Origin of the sequence: Pseudomonas sp. MB-090624 (assembly GCF_003205245.1) — a bacterium.
GTDB classification, from domain to species: domain Bacteria; phylum Pseudomonadota; class Gammaproteobacteria; order Pseudomonadales; family Pseudomonadaceae; genus Aquipseudomonas; species Aquipseudomonas juntendi.
On sequence record NZ_QJRK01000011.1, the window covers coordinates 13,307 to 36,537 of the forward strand.

28 protein-coding genes, 1 tRNA gene and 1 pseudogene are annotated in these 23,231 nt (G+C 60.5%); 9 read left to right on the plus strand and 21 right to left on the minus strand.

Going from position 1 to position 23,231, the window contains the following annotated elements; genetic code table 11:
* The first annotated feature begins 1 nt into the window (after position 1).
* Together DMX12_RS07935 and csrA are read left to right on the plus strand one after the other, a co-directional pair.
* Positions 2 to 1,024 (plus strand): DNA topoisomerase IB, encoded by a 1,023-nt coding sequence (locus DMX12_RS07935; RefSeq protein WP_054913452.1) that lies wholly within the window; start codon positions 2 to 4, stop codon positions 1,022 to 1,024.
* A 253-nt stretch (positions 1,025 to 1,277) separates the two neighbouring features.
* Positions 1,278 to 1,475 (plus strand): carbon storage regulator CsrA, encoded by a 198-nt coding sequence (gene csrA / locus DMX12_RS07940; RefSeq protein WP_009683195.1) that lies wholly within the window; start codon positions 1,278 to 1,280, stop codon positions 1,473 to 1,475.
* Between the two features lie 41 nt (positions 1,476 to 1,516).
* On the opposite strand, the gene DMX12_RS07945 is transcribed toward csrA, so the two are convergent.
* From DMX12_RS07945 to DMX12_RS07955, 3 genes are read right to left on the minus strand one after another with little or no spacing between them, the layout of a single operon-like run.
* On the minus strand, positions 1,517 to 1,870 hold the full coding sequence (locus DMX12_RS07945) for a response regulator (protein ID WP_110676976.1): 354 nt from the start codon (positions 1,868 to 1,870) through the stop codon (positions 1,517 to 1,519).
* An 11-nt stretch (positions 1,871 to 1,881) separates the two neighbouring features.
* Positions 1,882 to 3,327 carry an ATPase domain-containing protein gene (locus DMX12_RS07950; protein WP_110676978.1) on the minus strand — a complete coding sequence of 482 codons (1,446 nt, stop codon included), beginning with the start codon at positions 3,325 to 3,327 and terminating at the stop codon, positions 1,882 to 1,884.
* A 5-nt stretch (positions 3,328 to 3,332) separates the two neighbouring features.
* Positions 3,333 to 4,493, minus strand: a complete 1,161-nt coding sequence (locus DMX12_RS07955; RefSeq protein ID WP_110676980.1) for a nitrogen regulation protein NR(II) — start codon at positions 4,491 to 4,493, stop codon at positions 3,333 to 3,335.
* Between the two features lie 269 nt (positions 4,494 to 4,762).
* On the opposite strand from DMX12_RS07955, the gene DMX12_RS07960 reads away from it, so the two are divergent.
* Positions 4,763 to 4,847, plus strand: a tRNA-Leu gene (locus DMX12_RS07960).
* Between the two features lie 104 nt (positions 4,848 to 4,951).
* Positions 4,952 to 5,365, plus strand: coding sequence for a DoxX family protein (locus DMX12_RS07965; protein WP_009681230.1), 414 nt, complete (start codon positions 4,952 to 4,954; stop codon positions 5,363 to 5,365).
* 1 nt (position 5,366) lies between these two features.
* Here the strand turns inward: DMX12_RS07965 and DMX12_RS07970 are convergent, their stop codons facing one another.
* Both DMX12_RS07970 and DMX12_RS28950 read right to left on the minus strand, forming a co-directional pair.
* On the minus strand, positions 5,367 to 5,570 hold the full coding sequence (locus DMX12_RS07970) for a hypothetical protein (RefSeq protein ID WP_029886325.1): 204 nt from the start codon (positions 5,568 to 5,570) through the stop codon (positions 5,367 to 5,369).
* A 76-nt stretch (positions 5,571 to 5,646) separates the two neighbouring features.
* Positions 5,647 to 5,961, minus strand: a complete 315-nt coding sequence (locus DMX12_RS28950) for a hypothetical protein (RefSeq protein ID WP_146226817.1) — start codon at positions 5,959 to 5,961, stop codon at positions 5,647 to 5,649.
* Positions 5,962 to 5,971: 10 nt separating this feature from the next.
* Between DMX12_RS28950 and adhP the strand changes: the two genes are divergently transcribed.
* Positions 5,972 to 6,982, plus strand: coding sequence for an alcohol dehydrogenase AdhP (gene adhP / locus DMX12_RS07975; RefSeq protein WP_110676982.1), 1,011 nt, complete (start codon positions 5,972 to 5,974; stop codon positions 6,980 to 6,982).
* A 73-nt stretch (positions 6,983 to 7,055) separates the two neighbouring features.
* On the opposite strand, the gene DMX12_RS28955 is transcribed toward adhP, so the two are convergent.
* On the minus strand, positions 7,056 to 7,286 hold the full coding sequence (locus DMX12_RS28955; protein ID WP_146226818.1) for a hypothetical protein: 231 nt from the start codon (positions 7,284 to 7,286) through the stop codon (positions 7,056 to 7,058).
* Positions 7,287 to 7,493: 207 nt separating this feature from the next.
* On the opposite strand from DMX12_RS28955, the gene DMX12_RS07980 reads away from it, so the two are divergent.
* Both DMX12_RS07980 and DMX12_RS07985 read left to right on the plus strand, forming a co-directional pair.
* Positions 7,494 to 7,730 (plus strand): hypothetical protein, encoded by a 237-nt coding sequence (locus tag DMX12_RS07980; protein ID WP_082416178.1) that lies wholly within the window; start codon positions 7,494 to 7,496, stop codon positions 7,728 to 7,730.
* A gap of 107 nt (positions 7,731 to 7,837) precedes the next feature.
* A complete protein-coding gene (locus DMX12_RS07985) occupies positions 7,838 to 8,179 on the plus strand; it encodes a hypothetical protein (RefSeq protein WP_110676984.1) in 342 nt (113 codons plus the stop codon).
* Between the two features lie 59 nt (positions 8,180 to 8,238).
* Here DMX12_RS07985 and DMX12_RS07990 read toward each other — a convergent pair whose 3' ends face one another.
* Positions 8,239 to 9,513 carry a Y-family DNA polymerase gene (locus DMX12_RS07990; RefSeq protein WP_110676986.1) on the minus strand — a complete coding sequence of 425 codons (1,275 nt, stop codon included), beginning with the start codon at positions 9,511 to 9,513 and terminating at the stop codon, positions 8,239 to 8,241.
* On the minus strand, positions 9,503 to 9,931 hold the full coding sequence (locus DMX12_RS07995) for a LexA family transcriptional regulator (RefSeq protein WP_009682126.1): 429 nt from the start codon (positions 9,929 to 9,931) through the stop codon (positions 9,503 to 9,505). The genes DMX12_RS07990 and DMX12_RS07995 overlap by 11 nt, the downstream gene beginning before the upstream one ends.
* A gap of 102 nt (positions 9,932 to 10,033) precedes the next feature.
* Between DMX12_RS07995 and DMX12_RS08000 the strand changes: the two genes are divergently transcribed.
* Positions 10,034 to 10,753 (plus strand): SOS response-associated peptidase family protein, encoded by a 720-nt coding sequence (locus tag DMX12_RS08000; RefSeq protein ID WP_110676988.1) that lies wholly within the window; start codon positions 10,034 to 10,036, stop codon positions 10,751 to 10,753.
* 36 nt (positions 10,754 to 10,789) lie between these two features.
* On the opposite strand, the gene DMX12_RS08005 is transcribed toward DMX12_RS08000, so the two are convergent.
* The 4 genes from DMX12_RS08005 to DMX12_RS08020 form a co-directional block, all read right to left on the minus strand.
* On the minus strand, positions 10,790 to 11,290 hold the full coding sequence (locus tag DMX12_RS08005; RefSeq protein WP_110676990.1) for a GNAT family N-acetyltransferase: 501 nt from the start codon (positions 11,288 to 11,290) through the stop codon (positions 10,790 to 10,792).
* A 740-nt stretch (positions 11,291 to 12,030) separates the two neighbouring features.
* Entirely contained in the window at positions 12,031 to 12,336 is a 306-nt protein-coding gene (locus DMX12_RS08010) for a hypothetical protein (protein ID WP_110676992.1), read from the minus strand.
* Positions 12,333 to 12,626 (minus strand): hypothetical protein, encoded by a 294-nt coding sequence (locus tag DMX12_RS08015; RefSeq protein ID WP_110676994.1) that lies wholly within the window; start codon positions 12,624 to 12,626, stop codon positions 12,333 to 12,335. Before DMX12_RS08015 ends, DMX12_RS08010 begins: the two co-directional genes overlap by 4 nt.
* A gap of 73 nt (positions 12,627 to 12,699) precedes the next feature.
* Entirely contained in the window at positions 12,700 to 12,924 is a 225-nt protein-coding gene (locus DMX12_RS08020) for a hypothetical protein (protein WP_110676996.1), read from the minus strand.
* Positions 12,925 to 13,103: 179 nt separating this feature from the next.
* Between DMX12_RS08020 and DMX12_RS08025 the strand changes: the two genes are divergently transcribed.
* A complete protein-coding gene (locus tag DMX12_RS08025; RefSeq protein WP_110676998.1) occupies positions 13,104 to 13,556 on the plus strand; it encodes a response regulator in 453 nt (150 codons plus the stop codon).
* Here the strand turns inward: DMX12_RS08025 and DMX12_RS08030 are convergent.
* The 9 genes and pseudogenes from DMX12_RS08030 to DMX12_RS29845 form a co-directional block, all read right to left on the minus strand.
* Positions 13,543 to 13,698: a hypothetical protein gene (locus tag DMX12_RS08030; RefSeq protein ID WP_371928252.1), complete on the minus strand. Its 156-nt coding sequence runs from the start codon at positions 13,696 to 13,698 to the stop codon at positions 13,543 to 13,545. The genes DMX12_RS08025 and DMX12_RS08030 overlap by 14 nt on opposite strands.
* Before the next feature lie 56 nt (positions 13,699 to 13,754).
* Complete coding sequence (locus DMX12_RS08035) at positions 13,755 to 14,000, minus strand: hypothetical protein (protein ID WP_371928254.1); 246 nt, start codon at positions 13,998 to 14,000, stop codon at positions 13,755 to 13,757.
* A gap of 92 nt (positions 14,001 to 14,092) precedes the next feature.
* A complete protein-coding gene (locus tag DMX12_RS08040) occupies positions 14,093 to 14,476 on the minus strand; it encodes a hypothetical protein (RefSeq protein ID WP_110677000.1) in 384 nt (127 codons plus the stop codon).
* A complete protein-coding gene (locus DMX12_RS08045) occupies positions 14,473 to 14,910 on the minus strand; it encodes a structural protein P5 (RefSeq protein ID WP_110677002.1) in 438 nt (145 codons plus the stop codon). Before DMX12_RS08045 ends, DMX12_RS08040 begins: the two co-directional genes overlap by 4 nt.
* A gap of 60 nt (positions 14,911 to 14,970) precedes the next feature.
* Positions 14,971 to 15,195, minus strand: coding sequence for a hypothetical protein (locus tag DMX12_RS08050; RefSeq protein WP_064314436.1), 225 nt, complete (start codon positions 15,193 to 15,195; stop codon positions 14,971 to 14,973).
* Positions 15,196 to 15,256: 61 nt separating this feature from the next.
* The gene (locus DMX12_RS29425) at positions 15,257 to 15,427 is read right to left on the minus strand and encodes a hypothetical protein (protein WP_009681808.1); all 171 of its coding nucleotides are present in this window, start codon (positions 15,425 to 15,427) and stop codon (positions 15,257 to 15,259) included.
* Positions 15,411 to 15,791 (minus strand): hypothetical protein, encoded by a 381-nt coding sequence (locus DMX12_RS08055; RefSeq protein WP_009681809.1) that lies wholly within the window; start codon positions 15,789 to 15,791, stop codon positions 15,411 to 15,413. The genes DMX12_RS29425 and DMX12_RS08055 overlap by 17 nt, the downstream gene beginning before the upstream one ends.
* Positions 15,788 to 20,293 carry a DUF1983 domain-containing protein gene (locus tag DMX12_RS30255; protein WP_371928255.1) on the minus strand — a complete coding sequence of 1,502 codons (4,506 nt, stop codon included), beginning with the start codon at positions 20,291 to 20,293 and terminating at the stop codon, positions 15,788 to 15,790. Before DMX12_RS30255 ends, DMX12_RS08055 begins: the two co-directional genes overlap by 4 nt.
* A 290-nt stretch (positions 20,294 to 20,583) precedes the next feature.
* A pseudogene (locus tag DMX12_RS29845) lies at positions 20,584 to 23,200 on the minus strand (host specificity protein J); the annotation flags it as partial.
* Positions 23,201 to 23,231 lie beyond the last annotated feature (31 nt).

Genomic DNA, 23,231 nt, shown 5'->3' on the forward strand with positions numbered 1-23,231 from the left:
CATGCTCGACTGCCCTCTGCCGCGCAGTTTGCACTATGTCGAAGACAGCCAGCCAGGCCTGACCCGGCGCCGTTGGCGCGACCGCTTCATCTACCTGGACGCCGATGGCGAACGGGTCCGCGACAAGGACACCCTGGCGCGCATTGCCGCCCTGGTGATCCCACCGGCCTACACCGACGTGTGGATCTGTGCCGACCCCCAGGGCCACCTGCAGGCCACCGGCCGTGATGCGCGTGGCCGCAAGCAATACCGCTACCATGTGCAATGGCGCGAACTGCGCGACCAGCATAAGTACGGCCGCATGCTGGCCTTCGCCCAGGTTTTGCCGAAACTGCGCGCACAACTGGAAACCTACCTGGCACGCCCAGGGCTGGACCGGGAAAAGGTCATGGCACTGGTGGTGAGCCTGCTGGACCACACGCTGATCCGCATTGGCAACCAGCGCTACCTGCGCGACAACCAGTCGTACGGCCTGACCACCCTGCGCAACCGCCACGTAGAGGTCAAGGGCAGCAGCATTCGCTTCCAGTTCCGCGGCAAGCGCGGTGTCGAGCACAACGTCACCCTCAATGACCGGCGTCTGGCCAACCTGCTCAAGCGCTGCATGGAACTGCCCGGGCAGGCGCTGTTCCAGTACCTGGATGCCGACGGCCAGCGCCATAGCGTCGGCTCGGCCGAGGTCAACCAGTTCCTGCAGCAACTCACAGGTGCCGACTTCACCGCCAAGGACTACCGCACCTGGGCTGGCAGCAGCCTGGCGCTGGACCTGCTCAGGCCATTGGCCTGGGAACCGGAGGCCGAGGCCAAACGCCAGGTGGCCGCCATCGTTCGCCAGGTGGCCACGCGCCTGGGCAATACCCCGGCGGTCTGCCGCCGCTGCTACATCCACCCCGCCGTACTCGAACACTACGCCCTGGGCCGCCTGGCGGACTTGCCAAAGCACCGCATACGCAAAGGCCTGGACCCTGAAGAGGTGGCTTTGCTGGTATTTCTTCAAGCCCTAGAGGAACAGGACGGTCATTAAGCCTGTCTATTTAATCCATGATGCGAAGAAATTTCCCATTGGCCGCCAACGGCCCTATTCTTGCCACCGAGCACCTTGGCCGACAAATCGCTGACGGTTTGCTTTGGCACCTGCAAGTGAAGGTACGCAACAGAATTTTTCTGTCGGGGAATTACTATCCGCCGAAAGCGTCTTTAATGAGAAGGAACAGGGACCCGCTCCCGCCGCCGCGGCAGTTAGCCATGCGGACTTTATTATCACCAAGGAGAACTACATGCTGATACTCACCCGTAAGGTTGGCGAAAGTATCGTCATCAATGATGACATCAAAGTCACCATTCTGGGCGTAAAAGGGATGCAGGTGAGGATCGGTATCGATGCACCGAAGGATGTACAGGTCCATCGTGAAGAGATCTTCAAGCGTATCCAGGCCGGCAGCCCAGCCCCGGAAAAGCACGACGATTCACAGTGAATCCCGGCTGACCAAGCGCATGGATGCGCTCGGCCGCAGGCTCAGGCTTTCAGTAGCTCACGCACCTTCGCAATCATCTTGTCCATATCGAATGGCTTGTCGAAAATGGCCTTGAACAGGGCAGGACAGACCTGGCTGGCCTGTGCGCCACTCATGAGAATGACTGGCACCTCGCGCAGCGCCGAGCAGTCACGCATGGCGCGCACCAGCTCCTCGCCATTGAGCACCGGCATCATGTAGTCGGTGATCACCAACTGCACGCTCTCGGCCACAAGCATTTCCAGCGCCTTCTTGCCGTTGATGGCCTTTTTCACCTCGTAACCTTCATCCTCCAGGGCGAAGGCCAGGATATCGGCGATCAGGTATTCGTCATCGACGATCAGAATGGTGTTCATTGCCCCGCCTGTCACCCGCCATCCTGCGGCACCGGCGTACCCGAAAGCACCCCGCTGTTGCCGGCGAATGCCTTGTGTAGCGTGATGCCCTGGGGCCCGATCAGCAGCTCGTGCAAGGCCGGGTCATGGTGGCTGTCACGCACCTTGAGGATCGACAGCATACGCCGCAGCTGCGAGTCCAGTTCCACAAAGCGCATCAGCATCAGGTTGTCGACGATGCTCGACAGGTCCGGCGCCGGTGCGCTGATCTCGGCGCCGAAAATATCGCGCATTTCCCAGGTCAGCATCACGCTGACGCCGCGCGCGCGCAGCTCACCGGTCAACGCGCGAAAGAAGGCATTGAGGCGGGCCGGGTCGGTGGCCAGGCGGCTGAATGCCCCCAGGCTGTCGATCACCACGCGCTTGCTGCCCAGTGCGGCGACCCGCTCCAGCAGCCGCGCGCCCACTTGGTCGAGCAACCCCTCTGTGGTGGGTTGCCAACACAATTGCAAACTGCCGCTTTGCTCCATCGCGGCAAAGTCGTACCCCAGCGATGCGGCCTTGCTGCGCAGGCGCTCGGGCGTTTCATAGAAGCCGAAATGCAAGCCTGGCGCTTGCGCGGTACTGGCGCCAAGAAATGCCAGGCACAACGAGCTCTTGCCAATACCGGACGGGCCGATCAACAAGCTGACCGAACCGTTCGCCAGCCCGCCGCCGAGCATTTCATCGAACGTGGGTACCCCGCTGGTGACGCGCCCCACATTGCCGCCGGCGACCTGGCTGGGTTGGCTGAACAGCGCTTCCAGGCGCGGAAACACGTGCATGCCGGCTTCGTCGATCAGGCACTCGTGGCGCCCCGACAACGCCCCACTGCCGCGGGTTTTGCGTAACTGGACATGGCGCACGGCACGGCTGCCCAGTAACTGCTCACCCAACTCGATGACCCCATCGACCATGGTGTGCTCAGGGCTCCCCTCCTCCAGCCGGGCGCTGGTCAGCAGCAACACGGTACAACCCGCAAACGCCGCGTGGCCTTGCAGTTCGGAGACGAACTTCTTGGTGTCGAGCGTGGTGTGTGCACGGGCGCGGGCATTGAGCACACCGTCGACGATCAGCAGGCTGGCCTTTTGCCGGGCGATTTCCTGGCGCAGCAAGCGCACCACAGCCTCCAGCCCTTCCTGCTCCAGGGTGTCGAAAGCGCTGACGAACTGGATCTGGTCACCAATCAACCCCGGGTCGAAGAACGCGAGCGTCGACAGGTACTGGAACAAGCGTTCATGTGACTCGCTGAGCAAGGTAGCCACCAGCACCCGACCACCGTCACGCACGTGGTTATGGGCCAGCTGGTTGGCAAGAATGGTCTTGCCGGCACCCGGTGGCCCTTGAACGATGTAGGAGGCGCCAGCCACCAGGCCACCCCTGAGCAACGCATCGAGCCCGTCGATGCCCGTTATCAGCCGCCTGAGTGCCTGTGCCATGTTGTCTACCTGTCGAGTGGGCTGAGTGCCTGATTCTGATACATTGGCAGATAAAGCTGCATGCAAGTTCCACGACCCGGCGCGCTATCGACACAAATAGCGCCACCGCTCTGCCTGGCGAAGCCGTACACCTGGCTAAGGCCCAGGCCAGTACCCTTGCCAAAGGGCTTGGTGGTGAAAAATGGCTCGATGATGCGTGGCAGCACTTCGGGCGCGATACCCTCGCCACTGTCCTCCACCCCAAAGCACACAAAGCGGCCGTGCAGCCCTTCTACCTCGCCGGCCAACTCGACCAGCTCCACCCTCAGGTCGATATGGCCATTGCCGGTGATGGCGTCGCGGGCATTGAACAACAGGTTGAGCAAGACCATTTGCAGCTGCCCGGCATCGACTTCGATCAGCGGCAGGTCCGGTTGCAGCACCACCGTCAGCGTGATCGCACTGGGTAACGCATGCTCCAGCAGGCCACGGGTGGCGGCAACCAGGGCAGCCGGTGCAACACTGGCCACATCGAGCTGGCGGTGGCGGGCGAAGCTGAGCAATTGCTGAGTCAGCTCGGTGCCGCGCTGCCCGGCATCGATGATGTGCTGCAGCATGCGCTGCGCCCGCACCGGGTCCTGGGTAGTCTGCGCCAGGCGTGCCGAGCTGAGAATGATGGTCAGCATGTTGTTGAAGTCGTGCGCCAGGCCACCGGTCAACTGGCCAAGCGCCTCAAGTTTCTGCGCCTGGAACAGCTGGGCGCGCATGGCATCCAGTTGCATGGCAGACTCACGACGGTCGGTAATGTCACGGGTGACCTTGGCAAGCCCGACGATCTGGCCGTCTTCGTCGCGAATCACATCCAGTGCGGCCAACGCCCAGAACTGCGTGCCATCCTTGCGTACCCGCCAGCCTTCATCCTGTGCCACACCCTGCTCGAGCGCCTGGCGCAGCAGGCACTCAGGGCGGCCGTCAGCGCAGTCCTGCGGGGTAAAAAACAGCGAAAAATGCCGGCCAACCACTTCGTCGGCGCGGTAACCCTTGATCCGTTGCGCGCCTCCATTCCACGACACCACATGCCCAGAAGGGTCGAGCATGTAGATGGCATAGTCCACCACCGACTGAACCAGCTGTTCATAACGGTGGGCGGGCATGTCGGGGTGGTCGATGCTATCAGCTGAAACCATGCATACTCCACTGGCACAGCAGGAAGGAAAAAATGAATGTAACCCGGTGTGCCCAGCCTTGAGCCATCCCTTGACACTCTTGGATCCAACCAATCGGTAACAGTGGCTTAATGACTGCAACGTGTCAATTGCCCATTACAACTGCCCTCTCATCTGTAGATCATAGGTGCTGCGGTTGACTCAACTATAACAATGGGTTATAAAGCGCGCTTGATTGCAAAGCCCTTCTGCTTAGAAGCGAGCCGGTCGTTCACGACCCCTTCAAGCGTGCGAGTGTGGTGGAATTGGTATACACAGCAGACTTAAAATCTGTCGGCGTGAGCCTTGCGGGTTCGAGTCCCGCCACTCGCACCAAATTCCCCTGAAAAGGCGCCTGCATGGCGCCTTTTTAGCGTCTGGCAGCAATGTTTTGCGCAGCTGCTAAAGTGGAGCATACATTCGTCCACTGGAACGCTGCCATGCGCTACTCCCTATTCGATGGTCAACGCGACATCATCATCCTGCTTGCCCGCGTGCTGTTGATGATCCTGTTCGTCTTGTCAGGCTGGGCCAAACTGACCGGTTTCGACGGGACCGTCGCCTACATGACCTCCCTGGGTGCCCCCGCCCCGATGCTGGCGGCCGCAATTGCGGTACTGATGGAGTTCGTGGTCGCCATCCTGCTGATCGTTGGCTTCTATACCCGGCCACTGGCAGCGCTGTTCGCGCTGTTCGTGCTGGGCACCGCGCTGATCGGCCACCCTTTCTGGAACATGGTCGACCCCGAACGCAGTGCCAACATGACCCAGTTCCTGAAGAACATGGCCATTATGGGTGGCCTGCTGCTATTGGCCGTGAGCGGCCCTGGGCGCTTCTCCGTAGACGGGCGCTGAGTCAGTCGTCGCAGTCATCGAACCACGCCGGATGCTCGAGCCGCTCTTCATCAAGGTCATCGAAGTCACCCGGCGTTTCGTCTTCCTCCAGCTCATCCTCGGCGCCCTGGGCGTCCGCCTCGTGTTCCACGTCGTCGCCATAGAGGAATTCGTGATCGAGCAGATGATCGTGCTCCGGCTCGTGAAGGTCGTCTTGGTCGCGCATGCTGGCTCCTGAAGTGTTTGGCAGGCCTGTATAGGCCGATCGAGGTGCCGGGTCAATGGGGGCTATTAATGCACCGTTAATGCCACCAGCCCAATCTGCAGGCTCTCCCTTCAAACGTTGCTTGCCCGCCTTCATGGCGGGCTTTTTTTCGCCCCGCCAATGACTGCGCCCCAAATGACAGGTTGATCACCTGCGCTTCACGAAATACCGACATCTGCTTGCGCACACTGACCCCGCTCCGTACGTTCTTGCAGCCCGCCGCACATTTGCCGCGGGCTTTTCTTTGTTCGACAGCCTGTGGCTGCTCACCCTCATGATCTGGAGCAGTTTTCCCCTCGCGCGCAAGGTCTATGCTGATCCGGCCATCACTCAAGCTCATTCGGATAGACACGGAGGCTCCTATGAAAGCTGCTGTTGTTGCGCCAGGCCGTCGCGTGGACGTTGTCGAGAAAACCCTGCGCCCACTGGAACACGGCGAAGCGCTGCTGAAGATGCAATGCTGCGGGGTATGCCATACCGACCTGCATGTCAAAAATGGCGACTTCGGTGACAAGACCGGTGTCGTGCTGGGTCACGAAGGCATTGGGGTGGTTCAGGAGGTAGGCCCCGGTGTCACTTCGCTCAAGCCCGGCGACCGCGCCAGCGTTGCCTGGTTTTACCAGGGCTGTGGGCACTGCGAATACTGCACCAGTGGCAACGAAACACTGTGCCGCGAAGTGAAGAATTCCGGCTACACCGTCGACGGCGGCATGGCCGAGGCCTGCATCGTCAAGGCCGACTACTCGGTCAAGGTGCCTGATGGCCTCGACTCTGCAGCGGCCAGCAGCGTCACCTGCGCCGGCGTCACCACCTACAAGGCCGTGAAAAGCTCCAACATTCGCCCCGGCCAGTGGATCGCCATCTATGGCCTCGGTGGCTTGGGCAATCTGGCCCTGCAATATGCGAAGAATGTGTTCAACGCCAAAGTGATTGCCATCGACGTCAACGACGAGCAACTGCGCTTCGCCAGCGAGATGGGCGCCGACATGGTGGTCAACCCCCGCACCGAGGATGCAGCGAAAGTCATTCAGGCCAAGACCGGTGGTGCCCATGCAGCCGTGGTTACGGCAGTAGCCAAAGCGGCATTCGACTCGGCGGTAGACGCCCTGCGTGCCGGTGGCCGCCTGGTTGCGGTCGGCCTGCCCTCCGAAGCCATGAACCTGAACATCCCCCGCCTGGTACTGGACGGCATCGAAGTAGTCGGCTCGCTGGTGGGCACCCGCCAGGACTTGCAGGAGGCTTTCCAGTTTGCCGCAGAAGGCAAAGTCGTGCCCAAGGTGACACTCCGGCCGATCGAAGACATCAACCAGATCTTCGACGAGATGCTGGAAGGCAAGATCAAAGGCCGCATGGTGATCCAGTTCGAAGGCTGACCTGCTGACTACGCGACGAAGATTACCACTGCACAGCCCGCAGACAATCCGTTGCGGGCTTCGCTTCCACCGGTCAGTTTCTGCCCATTGGGGCAACGCTCAAGTTCGACCGCGCGTTCATGCCCTGTAGCAAAGGGGTCACCCCGTCCACGAGTGGCGACGTTGCGCACGCATGGCTACGAATACATTGATGATTGCCAGTACCGGCAAACACTTGGCTGGCTGGCCCACCCTCATGCAGGCAATCGGCAGCCGCTTCTTTGAGAATCTTGTCCAACGATTCAACCATGCTGGAATAATCCATTCCTGACTCCGTCGTTGGTGAACATCGCTTACGTTCAACCATAGCTGAGAAACATTACAACAGTACGCTGGGAAATACCCTGATACAGACCACTCCCTTCAGTGAAGCTGACCGATCACCGGCATACCAGGTTCAAAGAAAAATCTCGCACTGTTCGACGTGAGGGTTTTGAATGGTCTGTACGGCTTGTACTTGCAGGAGACAGCAATGACCATTCGCAGCCTGGCCAGAATTCTTCCACAAGACCCCAACCGTCCAGGCTGGGTGCTTGGATGGGGTGTACTAAGAGACCGCTACCCCTGGCATTTTGTCGATGTCTATGCCGACCAGCAAACAGCACAGGCAGAGGCGCGGCGGCGCGGCGCGGGCTATGTGGTCGAGCATGGGTCACACCGGCTGGGGTCGAAGGAATTCATCTGTGGAACGAGCCTGCCGGAAGGCTAGCGCTACGTTACTCGCTGCTGCGCACAAAAATCCGACAGAGTGACCAGAGCATCACCGCCGCGTGAGCTAAAGTTCTTGATGAACACACGCAACGTGAGATACCCATCATGATAAAAAGTGAAGCAGAAGAGGTGATCGAGCGTATCAGGAAGGATCTCGAGAAGCATGGCGTGAATATCGGCTTTGTACAAGAAGTTACCATACCGTATTTCGGTTGTGATCTTGACCACTACGTTGCGCAGGTCAGCGAGGCGCCAGGGAACTTGGTCAAGCGCATCCTGATACACGATGAGGCCTTATGGAGGGCGTTCAGGCGAGGTGATGTGCCTCGCTGCAAGATCAGTGAATGCCAATGCCGAGGCGAGCTGTTCGGCATGCCCATCATGATAGAGCCAAGAACCGATGACTCTTACACCATCCTGTACAACAACGGTCAAACAGGGTTTTGAGCTAACCGACGACCCTCCGCAGGCTTTTAGCCTGCGGAGAACTCAAGCCGAGGCGCGACTCAGCATTTTACCTTCCACAACTGGTCAATTCGCGTCGTGTAGGATTGGCTCATCATCTCCCTCTTCATGCCCCAATCCGGCACCGCGGGCACACTGGCAGTGCGCACTGTACCCCTCCCCCAGCGCCCATTGATGTCGTCCATGACCGCCATCAATCGGTCGCACGCCACCGACTGCTTCAGGGCAAAAAGATCTTCTGAAAATTCGCCCGGTTGTCGAAGGTCCATCAACAGCACCTCGGCCTTGCTGTAGCGAAACCCAGGGCGGAAGATTTGCTCGACCGCTGCCGTAGCCAGCCCGGTCATGAGCAGTGTGTCGCAGGTCGGATAGGGCAGCTCCACCAATGCTCCCTGGGCGTGGTGTGGCTCCTGCGGGTTGAACATGCCGGTGCGTATGCTGACGCGCATGCGCTTGCACAGCGAACCCTGGGCACGCAACTTTTCCGCCGCACGGCCAACGTAGGTGGCCACTGCCTGCTTGATCGGCGCCAGGTCAGCAAGCCGCCTGCCGAACATGCGGCTGCAGCATATTTCCTGCTTCGGCGGCTCGACCTCATCCAGCTCAAGGCAGGGCGTACCGGCCAGCTCCCGGGCCGTTTTCTCCACGACCACGCTGAACTTGCGTCGCAGCGTCCAGGCATCGGCCCTGGCCAGGTCCATCGCCGTATGAATGCCCATTGCCTCGAAGTGGGCGGCCATGCGCCGGCCAACACCCCACACCTCCTTCACCTTGGTATTGCGGAGCACCCAGTCGCGCTTGAACGCATCGGTAATGTCCACAACCCCGCCCGTCTGGGCCTGTATGCGCTTGGCCGTATGGTTGGCCAGCTTGGCGAGCGTCTTCGTACCGGCGATGCCAACGCCAACCGGGATGCCCGTGCATTGAAAGACTCTTGAACGCACATTTCGCCCAAACAGAGTCAGGTCGCCCTGAATTCCGGACAGGTCAGCGAAGCACTCGTCGATACTGTAGACCTCGGCGGCAGGCACCATCGACTCGATCAGCGACATGACGCGCTCGCTCATGTCGCCATACAGCGCGTAATTGCTGCTGAAGGCCTTGATGCCGTGGCGGCGTAACTTGTCCTTGGCCTGGAAATACGGTTCGCCCATCTTCACGAAGGGTTTTGCGTCGTATGACCTGGCAATCACGCAGCCGTCATTGTTGCTCAGCACCACGATCGGGGTCTTGGCCAGGTCGGGCCTGAACACACGCTCGCAGCTCGCGTAGAACGCATTGCAGTCGATGAGCGCGAAAACCGGGTCACTGCGCATGGTCACGAACGCTGTAACGCACAACGCCCCATACCACGAAGTCATCCCCTTCCATGATGTACCGCGCCGGGTAAGCGGGGTTTTCAGACTTGAGGATCACCACCCCGTCGCGGCGGTGCAGGCGCTTGCACACCGGCTCGCAGTTGACCGCGGCAATGACGATGTCGCCGTGCTCCGCCTCACGGCCACGGTCTACGATGACCAGATCACCTGAGTAGATGCCAGCGCCTTGCATGCTGTCGCCTTCAACTTTCACCAGATACACATGGGGTGCGCGGATGTCGAACAGCTCATCCAGGGAAATATGGCCTTCCAGGTGGTCTGCGGCAGGCGAAGGGAAACCGGCCGGAACGTGGAACGAGTACTGCGGGAAGGATTCGGTGCCGCCAGTCGGCGGACCGAGATAGGTGATGGTCATGACGGAAGGTCCAATGCAAACTGTATGCATATACAGTAAATCTGGCATTGGGCATGCGGTCAATCACGCACGGCGAAAATTCTGACGGACGAGAGGTGGATTATGTGCGGGCGCTACTCGATCTACGAGTCGATGGATCACTACCTGCGCCAGCTCGCGCTGGACCTGGTGGTGATCAATGGCTACGACCACGAGCCGATCAACCGCTACAACGTTGCGCCGTCCACGCGCGTGGAACTCGTTCGCCAGCGTGGTGACGGTTTGTACGTGGATCGGGTCAAGTGGGGTTGGTCGCCTGCCTGGGCCAAAGGCAAGCGCCCGGATCCGATCAATGCTCGAGCCGAGACGGCAGTGACAGGTAAGTTCTTCAAGGCGCTTTGGCCGAACGGCAGAGCCCTGGCGCCTGCCAATGGTTGGTTTGAGTGGCTCGCGGACCCAGCGGACCCAAAGCGCAAGCAGCCCTGCTACATCACCAGTGCCGACGGCGGCCCGCTTTTCTTTGCGGCGCTGGCAGAGGTGCACCACGGCGTGGCACCGGATGAGCGCGATGGCTTCGTGATCATCACTGCAGCCGCAGACCAGGGGCTTATCGACATCCACGACCGAAAGCCTCTGGTGCTGACGCCGCAACTGGCAAGGGAATGGCTGGACCCCGCCACATCGGCGGAACGTGCGGCGACGATCATCGAAAAAGGCTGCCGCCCCGCACAGGATTTCCGCTGGTTTCCGGTTGGAAAAGCAGTGGGCAATGTTCGCAACGAGGGGGCGGAGTTGATAGAACCTGCCAATGATCGGGACCGTCAGGGGGACCTGGGGTTTTGAAGCGGGTAGCCGGGCTTCCCGCTTCGCAGGCGCTCATTAGCCTGCTTCCTCCACCTGCTTGTAAATGCGGAATCCCCGCGCCTGGTAATTTTTAAGGGCAGCAGGATGGTCAAGTGTGCACGTGTGCACCCATACCCGCTCTGTGCCAGGCCACTCCCATGCAGATAGGGCGGCGTGGCTCAACAGCGCCCCGCCGAACCCGCTCCCTATGAACTGCGGCGCCAGCCCGAAATATCGGATCTCACTGTTACGGCCATCGGGACGATAAAGCTCGTAGTAGCCGGCAATTGCACCTCGGTGGTAGGCAACCCACGTTCGATGGCAATCCTGCTCAACGAGTGCCTGCCAATCGGCGTCACGCCAGGTATCAAGATCGCCCCATTCCCAGGACGCGCCTACGAGCTGGTAGAGGAATTTGTTGAATAGCGCCTGAGGCACTTCGCACTCGATAATCTGTAGGTCATGCCGCTGGGGCTTCGCCTGCAGGTCTGAAGCCGAAGTCATTTCCAAATAGTAGGTAGTGCAAGAACGATTCATTACGGGCACCCTTTGCTCCCTTTCGTGCGCAGACAAGCATGCCAGCAACAGCTTGATTTCGGCCAGCCCGCACGTGCGCCTCGTAAGGGGCGCAAGACAGCGTCTTGGCCGGGGCTCAGCAGTACGCAATCAGGCGTAGGGCTAATGCCTGTCAGTTACGTAATTTGGGGCCGCTTTGCGACCCTTCGCGGGCACGCCCGCTCCCACAGGGGGGCGCGCATTTCTTGAGTTCAGCGCTTGAAACGTTTGGGAGCGGGCGTGCCCGCGAAGGGCTGCAAAGCAGCCCCAGTAACGCTTAACTGACAGGCATTAGCCGTAGGGCTGCCATTAATTTAGGAACGTTTGGCATTTTTTGACGCGCAAATAAAAACCCCGCAGACGTTAATCTGCGGGGCTTTCGAATGGTGGAGGCCGAGGTCGGAATCGAACCGGCGTAGACGGATTTGCAAACCGATACAAGAATCGCCTATTCATGCCTGCTGGATGCAAATATCAGTTCCAAAACGAAGCGGGATTTGCACGTCTGAAACCCGCATTCTACAAGGGTCACCTAAAAAGTTTTGGGACTGATTTCCGGCCCTTTTATGCCCACCTTCCGGTACTGCAACAGTAGCGTGAGACTCTGGCATCAGGCCGCGCCACAAGCGGCCTGTGCACCGCCCCTGTCTAATACAGTTCGTCCGGTTTCAGCGACTTTCACCCAGTAAAACCGAGAAGCTTTCGAGCAGTTTTAGAAAGCATCAGCACCCCCACCCTGGCGTTCTGCCAATGATGATCCGGCCTGGCTCATCACTCCCCATCCCCTCCCACGATTCGTACTTGAACAGGCCGATGTGATAGGCCTCTTCGTGCTCTGTCAGCGCCCAAAGCCGCGCCGCCTCGGACAGCTCCAGCATATCGACCAGGTTCTCCGAACTGACTTCACGGCGGCGGTGAGCGGCATAGGCCATCTCATCGAGCACAGCGGCGCGCCCATCTGGATCGGTTACCAAGGAAAATTGGTCGTTCAGCTCATCCAGCCACGCTTTCGGTATCCCGGCCATCATTCTGCCCTGCACCACCAAGACTGCGCGTAGAGCACGCCGTCGACCTCCTCCACCCCGTTGATGTTGATGCCGAGCTGGGCCATGCCGTTGACCTTGGCATCGTGCAGCCGCGGGATAATGTCCGGCCCAGGCGAAGGGTTGAACACCCAAGCCTGTGTCGATACCCGGCCCAGCCGCTCGCTGTGTTGGTCACCTATGTGGATATCGGCCCGGATTGGTGTGATCTTGCTGAGGCGATTCGTGGGGATGACCACGCCATCCACGCGGCGGCGAACGAGGAGGAAGTACATAGGGCACCAATACTGTATAGATAAACAGTATCGTATAGGCGGGATCGGGCGCGGGCAATTGCCGGTCAGCGGATCAGTGAAGAGGAGGCAGATCCTTGCCGCGGGCCTTGGCCACAGCGCGCAGCTGGTAATCGGACACAGCTTGGAACAGAGACTCGGCAAGAACACGCAGGCGCTCGACCTCCTCCGCCGGAGCGCCAAAGTCCTGGGCCTGGTGATACTCGCGCATGGCGTCGATGGCCTGCTGAATCAGCGGCTCGCCAGCTTCGACCATGCCGATGAAGGTGCGCTTGTCCATTCTGGTGACCTGCTCATCTGGTAAGGCCATTATAGATGGACTCGCACGCCAGGCCCGCAGTCGGCTTCGTTCAAGTGCTGCCAGGATTAGCGACATTCGATCAGGATCTCAAGCATCGTGGGGATGCCATTCAAAGGTGCATGACTGGTAGCATGAGCAGGTGAATATCAGAGGCCTTTATGCTTAAACCAATATTGCTCGTCGAAGATGACGAGCGCGATCTTGACCTCATTTTGATCGCGCTAGAGCGCAGCCAGTTAGCGAATGAGGTTGTAGTCGCCCGAGATGGAGTGGAAGCACTTGATTATCTGCTTCGTCGAGAGAGATTCGCAGACAGGCCCGATGCAAATCCAGCCGTGGTGTTGCTGGATCTCAAGCTGCCCAAGATGGATGGACTTGAGGTTTTGGAAAAAATACGGGCGACTGAATACCTCCGCACCATCCCTGTGGCGATGCTTACCAGCTCCAAGATGGGGTCCGATCTCACTCGCGCGTACGAGCTAGGAGCAAATTCGTTCGTCGTGAAGCCGGTCGACTTCAAGGACTTCGTAGCGGCCGTTTCCGAATTGGGTTTGTTCTGGGCATTCCTTAACGAACCGCCGCCTGGATCAGCCCGGTTTAGCGTGCGCTAAGGGCTCTTTCACGACGACCAGCCTGGGTCAGTCCATGGTAAACCGCTCGCCCTGTAGCTCTCGCGCGGCCGGCAATGTCGACAGCTTTCACCAAGTCTCCCGCTCGTTCATCAGCCCGACCCAGCAGGTCGGAAAGAACCATGGGGTGCTTCTCGCCTGTGGCAACAGCGCCGGTAGCCGTACCGGGGCAACTGTCGGTCAGCGGCAAGATCCTGCCGCTGCTTCCAGAAGCCGCTCGTAGCCAATACGCTGCCGGCGCTCAGCCAACAGGGCGCGCACTTTTACCTCAAGGCTGTCGGTTATGCGCAGACCGGCAGCCGCCCAGGCCGGCACCGCCACCTCAGGCGCCCGGCACGGCACCTGCACTGGCACCTCGACGCGCACGTACTGGATCTGCGGCTCTACCTTGCCGGCGCACCCGGCTAGGCCCAGGGTTAGCACCAGTCCGATCCCACAGGAAAAGCCACGGATTACGCGGCTTTCAGAGCGAAACCACCCTGTTCCGCTCCCACAGGAGTGCGAGTTCAGGCCCAGGCTCATAACCCCAGCTCCGTGTCGATGATCGAGGTTGCGGCTGCGCACTGGTCGCCTCCGGTTCGCTCCTGCTGCAGGCGGTTCGCCGCAGCGTAGTCGTCTTGGGCTCTGGCCTTGGCCTCACCCACCGCCTGCTCCGCCCTGGTTTGGCGCTCGTTCGCGGCCATGGTCAAGTCGCCCAAAGCCTTTCCCTGCTCTTGCGCCAGGCCGCTGAGATTGTCCCGGGCAGCCTTGCAAGTGGAGACTTCACCATTGGCCTGGTCCAGCAGCGGGCGGTAGTGACCAGCAGCCAGCCAGACGCCACCCGCCCCGCCGAGCCCGGCTAAGAGCACGCAGCCCAACAGAAAGGCGGCCAGGCGGCCGCCCTCTACCGGGGCCACAATCATGCCAAGGCCCGCCGGATACCCTCGTCGATCACCTCGGCCTTGTACGGGTTACCGCCGTTCTCGTGGATGATGATGCCCACCACCATACCCCGCAGGGTCGCTGCGTCCTTGATGTTGATCGGGTCGGTGGTGCGCACGCCCAAGCGCTTGGCCACGGCGCTGGCGTAGGCCTGGGTGTCGTTCTCGTTGCTCGGCGCCCAGCGGTTGATAGTTTCGAGCACGGTGTCGATGCCCTTCCCGCCCACGCCGGGCATACCGTCCTTGCCCCGGTAGTTGATCAGCAACTTGCCCAAGGCACGGATGCCGTTCTCTGGCGTGTCGAAGATGGCGAACCGGCCGCCGGGCTCCTTGCCGATCTGGCCTTGCCAGTCGTTACGGGGGTTGTAGTCGATGTTGCCGGGGTTCCTGTTACGGATGCCGCGAGTTGTGGACATGCTTTTCTCCAGGCGAAAAAAAACCCGCGCTGGGCGGGCATTGGGTGGTTGCGAACGCCGTCAGGCAGCAGACGCCTCAGGCTCTGGTGCTGGCTCTGCCGGATCTTTTGCGCTGATGGAGACTTTGGCGGTGTAGTCCTTCAGCACCTGGGCCACGCATACCTGCGCGGTCGGGAACTGGTTCAGGATCTCGCGGGCTCGGGCGTCGGCCTCCTCCTGGGTGGCGTAGCGAGTTTTGTTGGCAACTTCGTAGTCATTGCTCAGGTTGATGGCGACAAATGGCATGGGTAAATCTCCAGGCAAAAGAAGCCCGCTCGATGGCGGGCATTGGGTAGTTGGCTTGGATTCAAGCCTTGGGGTGTTGCTGCTTGATCTGCTGCAGGGTCGAGAAGAACGGCTCAGCCTTGGGCATATGCCCTTGATTCATCGCGTGCCACAGCATGTCCAGTTGCTCCTCCACCGGCGGGTACTCGGCCGCACGGCGCTTGGTGTGGTCGCTCTTATGCTGAATTTTCAACGGTGAACTCCTGATCGCGGTATGGCCAAAGGGTGACCGTGACGGTGTAGATACCCGGCGCCGAAAATCCCAGCTCGATGTCACTGCCGTCAGCGGTGTAGGTTTCGCTCTCGATGTTGACGGCGGCACCTTCGTGCACCCCCTTCAACCAGAGCCCTTGGAGAACCGCCCCCATCTGGGGGCGCTCCTTGAGCATTTGCCCCATCACGAAGTGATCGGCCGGCCTTGCCGGTGTGGCCACCTGGATGAAAGGCCGGTCGGTGTTGAGCCTGATGATCTGCTTCCCGTACTCGGGCGGGCAGCTGACGGCAAATACGATCCGGCCGTCAGGCTCATAGGCTGCGAAGTGTCCAGTGTTGCTCATCGTTTGGTTCCCATCGCAAAGAGGTTATGATTTTTCACGCCGACCCCCGTGTTCTCCCCCCACCACTTCACAGTGACGACGAAAAAACCCGGGCCAACGCCGATTGATCCCATCAGGTTAGGGAAACCATCCGCCCAGTCGCCGCCACCTTCCGCGATCACCAAGCCGTTGATATCCATCTGGAATTGGTACTTACGGATACCACTGCCAAACCCTTGGTAGCAGCTGTACTGGGCCGTGATGAAACCGCCCTCGTCCATCTGCACGCCGACAGCGACTAGGTTTTGCCATTGGCCTACCCCCGCACCCAGCACATTCCCGGGGCTGCTTGCCGATACCGGCACGGTGACGGCGTTCCCACGAATGCGCAGCGTGTCGATTTCCGCCACACCGATCTTCGCGGACGTAATTGCACCATTGGCGATCTTGGCGTTGATGATGCTGCCATCACGAATGAAGGCATCATTCATGAACACCTGGCCGCCTTGAATCGCAAACGGGCTGACGTAACCATTGCCGGCGGCGTTGATTACCGCGAACTGGTCCGCCAAGACGGCCACGACCGACTGCAGCACACCATTCTGGTTCTGAATGCCTACTCCAATCCCACCGAGCGCATAAACTCCGCTTTGCGTAACTGCAACCTTGATCGAGAACTGAGCGTTGACCCGATTATTCAGTCCGGTCTGCGCGGTACTGATCTGCTGTACCGAAGCATTGGTGGCCCCCAAAGACGATTGGGTGCTCTGAATTTGCTGACTGAGTGCTCCATCAGCATCGCTTCGGGCCTTGGCTTCGTTCTGAATCGCGGCGTTGGCATCTCCGACAGAGGACAGCAGCCCATTTATCCTCTGTGTTTCAGCCGCCAGCTTGTCGCCCTGCTGGGATACGTTGACACTGAGCGAATCAAACGCCCTACCCGAAGCAGCCACCGACCGCCGACCGGCTGCGATGTAGGCAATGTCCACCTCGCCATTGGCATCACCTGAGTTGTACATGTCCAGGCGGATGGCCCAGATCTTCTTCCCGTTCCAGCCTGCGTGGCCGGAAAGGTCGAACTCAATGTCCTGCCAGTCCCCGTTAGAGGTGCTGATAGGCCAGTTGAACCGCCGGGCCTCGGCAAGGCCCCCATCCTCATTGGCCCAGTACATAGCCGCACTGGTCCGGCCGGTGTTGCGCCGGCGCAGCCTGATCCTCACAAGAGGGTTCGCGGCTCCGTCTATGACCGGGAAGGTGTTGGTTGCCTGAATGGTCGTGAACTTGGCGACAGTTGCATACTGAGGGCCAGCGGTCAGGGTTGCTCCAGACGTATTGGCTATCCATCCCTCCACTGAGTTAACGAACTCCCAGGTCTGCCCAGCCACGAATGGCAGAGCGGTACCAATCTTCGCTTCCAGGTTGGTGATGCTCGTGGATTGCGCAGTCAGTCCGCTTTCAGTAGCAGCGACGCGGCCAGCCACGTTGTTCAGCGCTGCGGTCGACGCCTTGCTGGCCAGGCCAGTGGAACCGTTGTTGACGCTGTTCTCAAGGCTGGTCGTTCTGCCGGACACAGAGGTTATGTCTTTGGCCTGCTGGCTCACGCTGGATGTCAGGCCGTCGACTGCCGTAGAAACGGCGCCGATGGCGGTGCTGTTGACCTGCCCGTTGTCTCGCCAGCCAGTCGGCCGCGAACCGTATTCGACCTGTGGCCTGGCAACCTCGAAAGTACCAGCAGCACTACTCCCGCTTGCAGCGTGGGCCCGGTAAAACACCCGAACCTTGGCGGCGCCAGCAGGAGCAACCGATGTGAACGACACGCGATCGCCGGACACCGATACGGGCACAACCGGCGAGGCCGGAGCAGAGATTACGGTACCGGCGGCGTTTGCCCACTGATGGAAGATCCTCAATCCCAAATCGCCTGAATCGGATGTCTTCCTTGCATAGATCGACGACGTCACCGTCTGACCCGGGGCAACTGCAGGAGCCCGTTCACTTGCTGTGACCAGCGACGTGTAAGGGTTGCCCGAAGCTGTTGTGCCAACGCCCGTGGTGGTGCACCGATATGCATTTTCTGCAGCGTTAAGCCAGGAGCTGACCATTGAGGGCGCATAGGTCGCCGTCCCTTCCGGCACCCATCCATCAGGATTGTTCCCCGTAGCTGCTCCCAATTTCGTGAAAGCCGGGTTGTAGAGCAGATTCTCTCCGCCAACGTCTCCGATCGAATTGTCCAGTTGAGTTAGCCGACCACTGACTGACGTCAGCCCCTCCTCCGTGCTGGAGACACGACCCGATACGCTGTTGATCGCTGCAGCGTTTGCTTGCGCTGCGCTTTGAGCGTTCTTGGCGTTGTCCTTCCAGGCACTCACTACGGTGGATAGTTCAGCTTGGGCGCGATCAATCTCGTAGTAGCCGTCACTGGCGGTACCACCCAAAGGACCTCTGACGCGTAAAAGAAGGTCTGCCCCGATCGTCCCCGCTGGAGCGGCAGCGCCAGTGAAGACTGGTCGGTTCCATGCGTCGCTCAGAATGGTTCGGAGCGGTCCATGCGTCCCTACCGTGGCCCCACCACTGTTCTTGTATTGCAGGTATATCTCGCTGACCAGATCCTGGGTGCCCCGGACATACGCCGACACTGTCAGTACCTGCCCTGGCGCCATGGACACCCAGCTTGCGTTCGGTAGCGCAACATCCACATACGCGGAGCCGGACAGCCCTTTGGCATCGACACGCTGCGCCTTACCGCGAGGGTCCAAGGTTGACGGCACCAACGACAGGAGCCGATTGGGTGCAGACAGCGAGGAGCCAATACGCCAGCCATCAGCAAGGCCGGCAGTTGGCCCCTCTACCTCAAACGAAGGGTTAGGCAGTAGGTTCTCGCCGCCAACCTGGCCGAGCGATGCATTAATACCAGTGATCGCCTCGCCAGCGGCGGTGATGGCTGTGCCCTGTTGCTCTACCTTATTCGTGAGGCTCTGAACGGTAGAGGCATCAGCCTTTGTCGCTACTTGGCTCAGGGCATTGGCCGCTGCTGCTGCGGCATCCGTGGCTACCTTGTCCGAAACTGCCTGCCATGCAGAGCCATTCCATCGTTTGGGTGTGTTCCCACCACCTGTGGTATCAATCCAAAGGTTCTGGATCTGCTGGTTGATGGCTGAAGGTGTTGAGTTTTGGACGATCACCTTGCCCTTGGCATCAGCGAGGCTGTATGCGTCTTGGGCAGCCTTCTGCGCAGCTGACACATTACCGTTTGTGGCATTGAGCCCACCCTGCAGATTTACGATCGACTGGCTCTGGCTGGATAGCTTTCCTTCTGCTTCGGTAACCGCGTTGCTCAGAGTGGAAACGGCTTCTGCAGAGGCCGAGGCGGAACGCCTACCAACGGCGATATAAGCGATATCGATCTCGCCGCCTGTATCACCGGAGCTCATCATGTCCAGGCGGATGGCGTAAATTTTCTTGCCGTTCCACCCGGCATGGCCGGATAGGTCAAGCTCGATGTCCTGCCAATCTGTGGTTGTGGTGCTGATGAACCACCCAAAGCGCCTTGCCTCGGCCAGCCCGCCGTCTTCGTTGGCCCAGTACATCTGGGCACCCGCCCGGCTGGTATTACGCCGGCGTAGCCTGATCCGCAGATAAGGGTTCTCTGCGCCTGCAACGACTGGGGTGAAATTGCACTGAAGGTTCGGGTTTGCAGTCACGGTAGCAAACAGCGGGCCCGCAGTAATCGTCCCATTTGTCGCGGTCGCCACCCAACCCCTTGTCGAGCCGGTGAACTCCCAGGCACGGCCAGCAACGAATGGCTGGGCAGCGCCTACGCTGTTTTTCAGCTGCGTGATATCAGTGCTCTGGCTGCTCAGTGCCCCTTCAGCAGCCTCCACTCGGTTACCCAGGGACTGGACAGCCGAAGCATCCGCCTTCTTGCTCACGCTGTCAGTCAGCGATGTCAGGGCCTGGCTCTGGGAGGTCAGCTGCTGGTCCTGGGCGGCGTCCTTCTGCTCGGTGGCGGTCACACGGCTAGTGACCTGCTGCAGCGCTTGCGAGCTGGCCTTGCCGTCGATGCTGGTCTGCATGCCGTCCATGCGGGTGGCTTGCGACGTGAGCTTGCCCTCGGCATCGCTGACCCGGGTGGTCAGGCTGCTGACTACCGTGGCGTCGGCCTTAGTCTGGGCCAAGGCCAATGCGCCGGCGGCAGCTGCGGCAGCATCGGTTGCAACCTTGTCAGTAACAGCGACCCAGGCGGTGCCACTCCACCTCTTCGGCGTGTTGGCATTGCTGGTGGTGTCGATCCAAAGGTTCTGAGCCAGACGGTCGGCGACGGCAGGCGCGGCCGACTGAACAAGGACCTTGCCCTTCCCGCCCGCCAGCGTGGCCGCATCCTGCGCAGCCTGCTGGGCAGCCGACACGTTGCCGTTGGTGGTGGTTAGGCTCGACTGCAGGCCCGAGATCTGCTGGGCCTGGGCTGAGGTGGCGCCCTCCAGGGTTTCGACTTTGGTTTCCATGGTCTGGACGCGCGCGGCCATGCCGTTGGCAGTCACCACCGCCTGGCCAACATCGGTCCAGTAGGTGGTGTTCGGCGGCGGCGTGTTCAGCGGCACGGCTTTCAGGGCCTGGTACAACTTACCATCGCTGCCCAAGGCGCTTTGCCCGACGCTGTAGGCCTTGTCTTTCCGGTACGGCAACGAGCCGGCCAAGGCCGAGATGTTGGCGATCTGCTGTTGCAGGTCGGCCTTGGCAGCCGACACATCAACGCTCACAGCGGTGATCTGCTGCTGCAAGTTGCCCTTGGTGGTGTTGAGGGCGTTGTTCACCTCACTGATTTGCTGGGCCAGTTCGGTCTTGGCCATCCCTATCCGATCGTTCACCGACCCAGGGCCGTTCATGTCTATCAGGTCGATGCGGCTGGTGAGCTCCTGGCCCAGTTCACTTTCGGTGATCTGATCCTTGATCTGCTCGAGGATCGCGCCAGCATCAGCGCTGGCCATTCCGGCAACCACTGCCGGGGCCACCGGGAAGAACGGGCCGAGGTTGCCGGTGCGATCCACCAGGCGCGCCCAGAAGAAGAAACGCTGCCCGGCGCGCAGGCCCTGCATGACGTGCTCATTCTGCGGATAAGCCAGGTCGGCCAGCTTGGTGGCCAAGCCCAGATCGGTGCCTTCGCTGTACCACAGCTCCGTTCGCTGGGTGTCCTCGGCGCCTGCTGGAAAGCCCCACTTGATGCCGATGCCAAACAGCAGACTTTCGGTATCCAAGAACGTAACGGCCGGCGGCAGGCCTTCCTTGCCATTCAGCTGAGTCAGATTCGAGCTTTTCCAGATCGACGTGATGTCGAAGCTACTGACCGCCCGTACCCGAGCCAGGTAAGCGCCAGCGTAAATTCCTACCACATCAACCGAAGCAGCGCCGGTGCGTTGCAGACGAATCCAGTTGCCGTTGTCCTTGCGCCATTCAACATCGTAAGCAACGGCACCCTCCACTGCCGGCCAAGCGATGGTCATGGTGCTGACCGCGATGCCTTGATCAATCATGTGGGTAGACGACAGCGTCACGCTCGCCGGCGGCTGCACGGTGGTCACCGGGATGACGCTGATCGGGCGCTCGTCCAGTTTGGCACCGGTATCGATCGCTGCAAACTTGCTCGGATTGAACTCGAGCGCGGTGATCTCGTACTCGCCCTCCTGGGTCCGCGTCGTTTTCAGCACGCGGAACAACTGCACCGCCAGGTCGTCGTAGTCGATTGCCCACTGCAGCTCAGGTTCAGGCTGGACCCCGTAATCGGTGGTCACCGTGACCGCGCGCCCAGCTACCGATTGCACGGTGCGCGCCTGAGCAGTCCCATTCGGCAGGTTCAAGATCAGGCGATCACCGGCCTTGATCGGCGTGTCACGGTCCAAGGTCACAACGCGGCCGGCAGCCGCCGAAATCCGGCCACCGTTTGGACGGCCCGCAACGAGCTCGTCTGCGATGGGAATGACGTAGCCAGGCAGTGGAATGCGTCCTTCCATGCCGGTCTTGAAGGTGACGGTGCGGTCCTGGCTGTTGCTCAACAGCGCCCACTTACCGCGGCGTTGGGCCTCGGAGGCGCGGGTGCAGCCAATCGCCGACAGCTCGATTGGGCGATCGCGGTACCGGCGTTGGAGCGACAGATCGGTCACCGGAATGACGTCGGTGTCGTAATTGTTGGCCGGGTTGTCGTAGCTGACCAAGGCGCGGCTGTAGTGCGTGTTGCGCTCGGCGCCCCCGTAGACGAAGTCACCGTCGATTACGTTGGCTCGGGTGAACACGTAGTCAATGTCCTGGGCTCGCGGCATATCCGCCTGCATGAACAGCGAACCGTGGGCCCAGTACACCATGCCCCGGTAGATGGCCGCCAAGTCACGCAGCAGCGTCCAGGCCTCGGAGCGGCCCTGCAGGTTCATGTCGCACAGATAGCGCGGCTCTTGACCACCCACGCCATCCGGCACCAACTGGTCGCAGTATTGGGCGATGCGATACATCTCCCACTTGTCGACCATCCACGACTTGATGCGCTTACCCAGACCGAACCGATCTTCGACACACAGCCCGTAGGTCACGAACGCAGGGTTGTTGGTCCAGGCCTGCTTGAAGGTGCCGTCCCATACGCCTGTGTAGGTACGGGCTACCGGGTCGTAGTTGGTCGGTACCGGCCAACGCTTGGCCTTGCACTTCACGGTGACAGCCGGGATGTTCTGGAACTGCTGGGCGTCAAACTCGATGTACAGCAGCGCGGTGTTCGGATAGCGCAGCTTCTGGTCGATGATCTCGGTGTAGCCAGCGATGGTCATCGTGTCGGCGATTGTGCCGCTGTTGGCGTTTGAGGTAATCCGGCGCACACGCAGCATCCAGCCGGAGGACGCCTTGGGCAGGTTCACACGCACGGAGCGCTGGTAGCCATTGGTGGTCTTGCCGTCCACGGCGCCGAGGTGTGCCTCGACGTAGGCGCCGCCGTCGGTGGCGATATCGATCGCGTACTCGATGCGGTAGCCGTTGGTGTTGCCGTTGCTGTCCTGCTGCGCCAGGCGCGGCCAAGTCATGCGCACGCGCACGGCCGAGAGTTGGGTGTTGCTCAGGGCGCGGGTGAACGGGTTGTCGCTGCGCAGCTCGACGTTGACGGTGGTTTCGTTCTCAATCGAAGGAATGCCCTGGATGTACTCCTGCTCGACGGAGCCTGGGCGCCACTCCCACTTCACGCCTGGGAAATTCACATTGCCGCTGGCGTCCATGATCGGCGTGTTGTCGAGGTAGATGTCACGGTCGGTTGGCCTACCGTCGAATTCGCCCTCACCCACGGCCAGCAGGATCTTGGCGATGTTCGTCGACTGCAGGCTGTCCGGTGCCTCGACCGGAGTTTTCGGCTTGCTGTCGCCGCCCTTGGCGCCGGTGATTTCCAGATGATCTACAGGGCCCATACTTTCCTCCGGGCAATAAAAAACCGCCCGA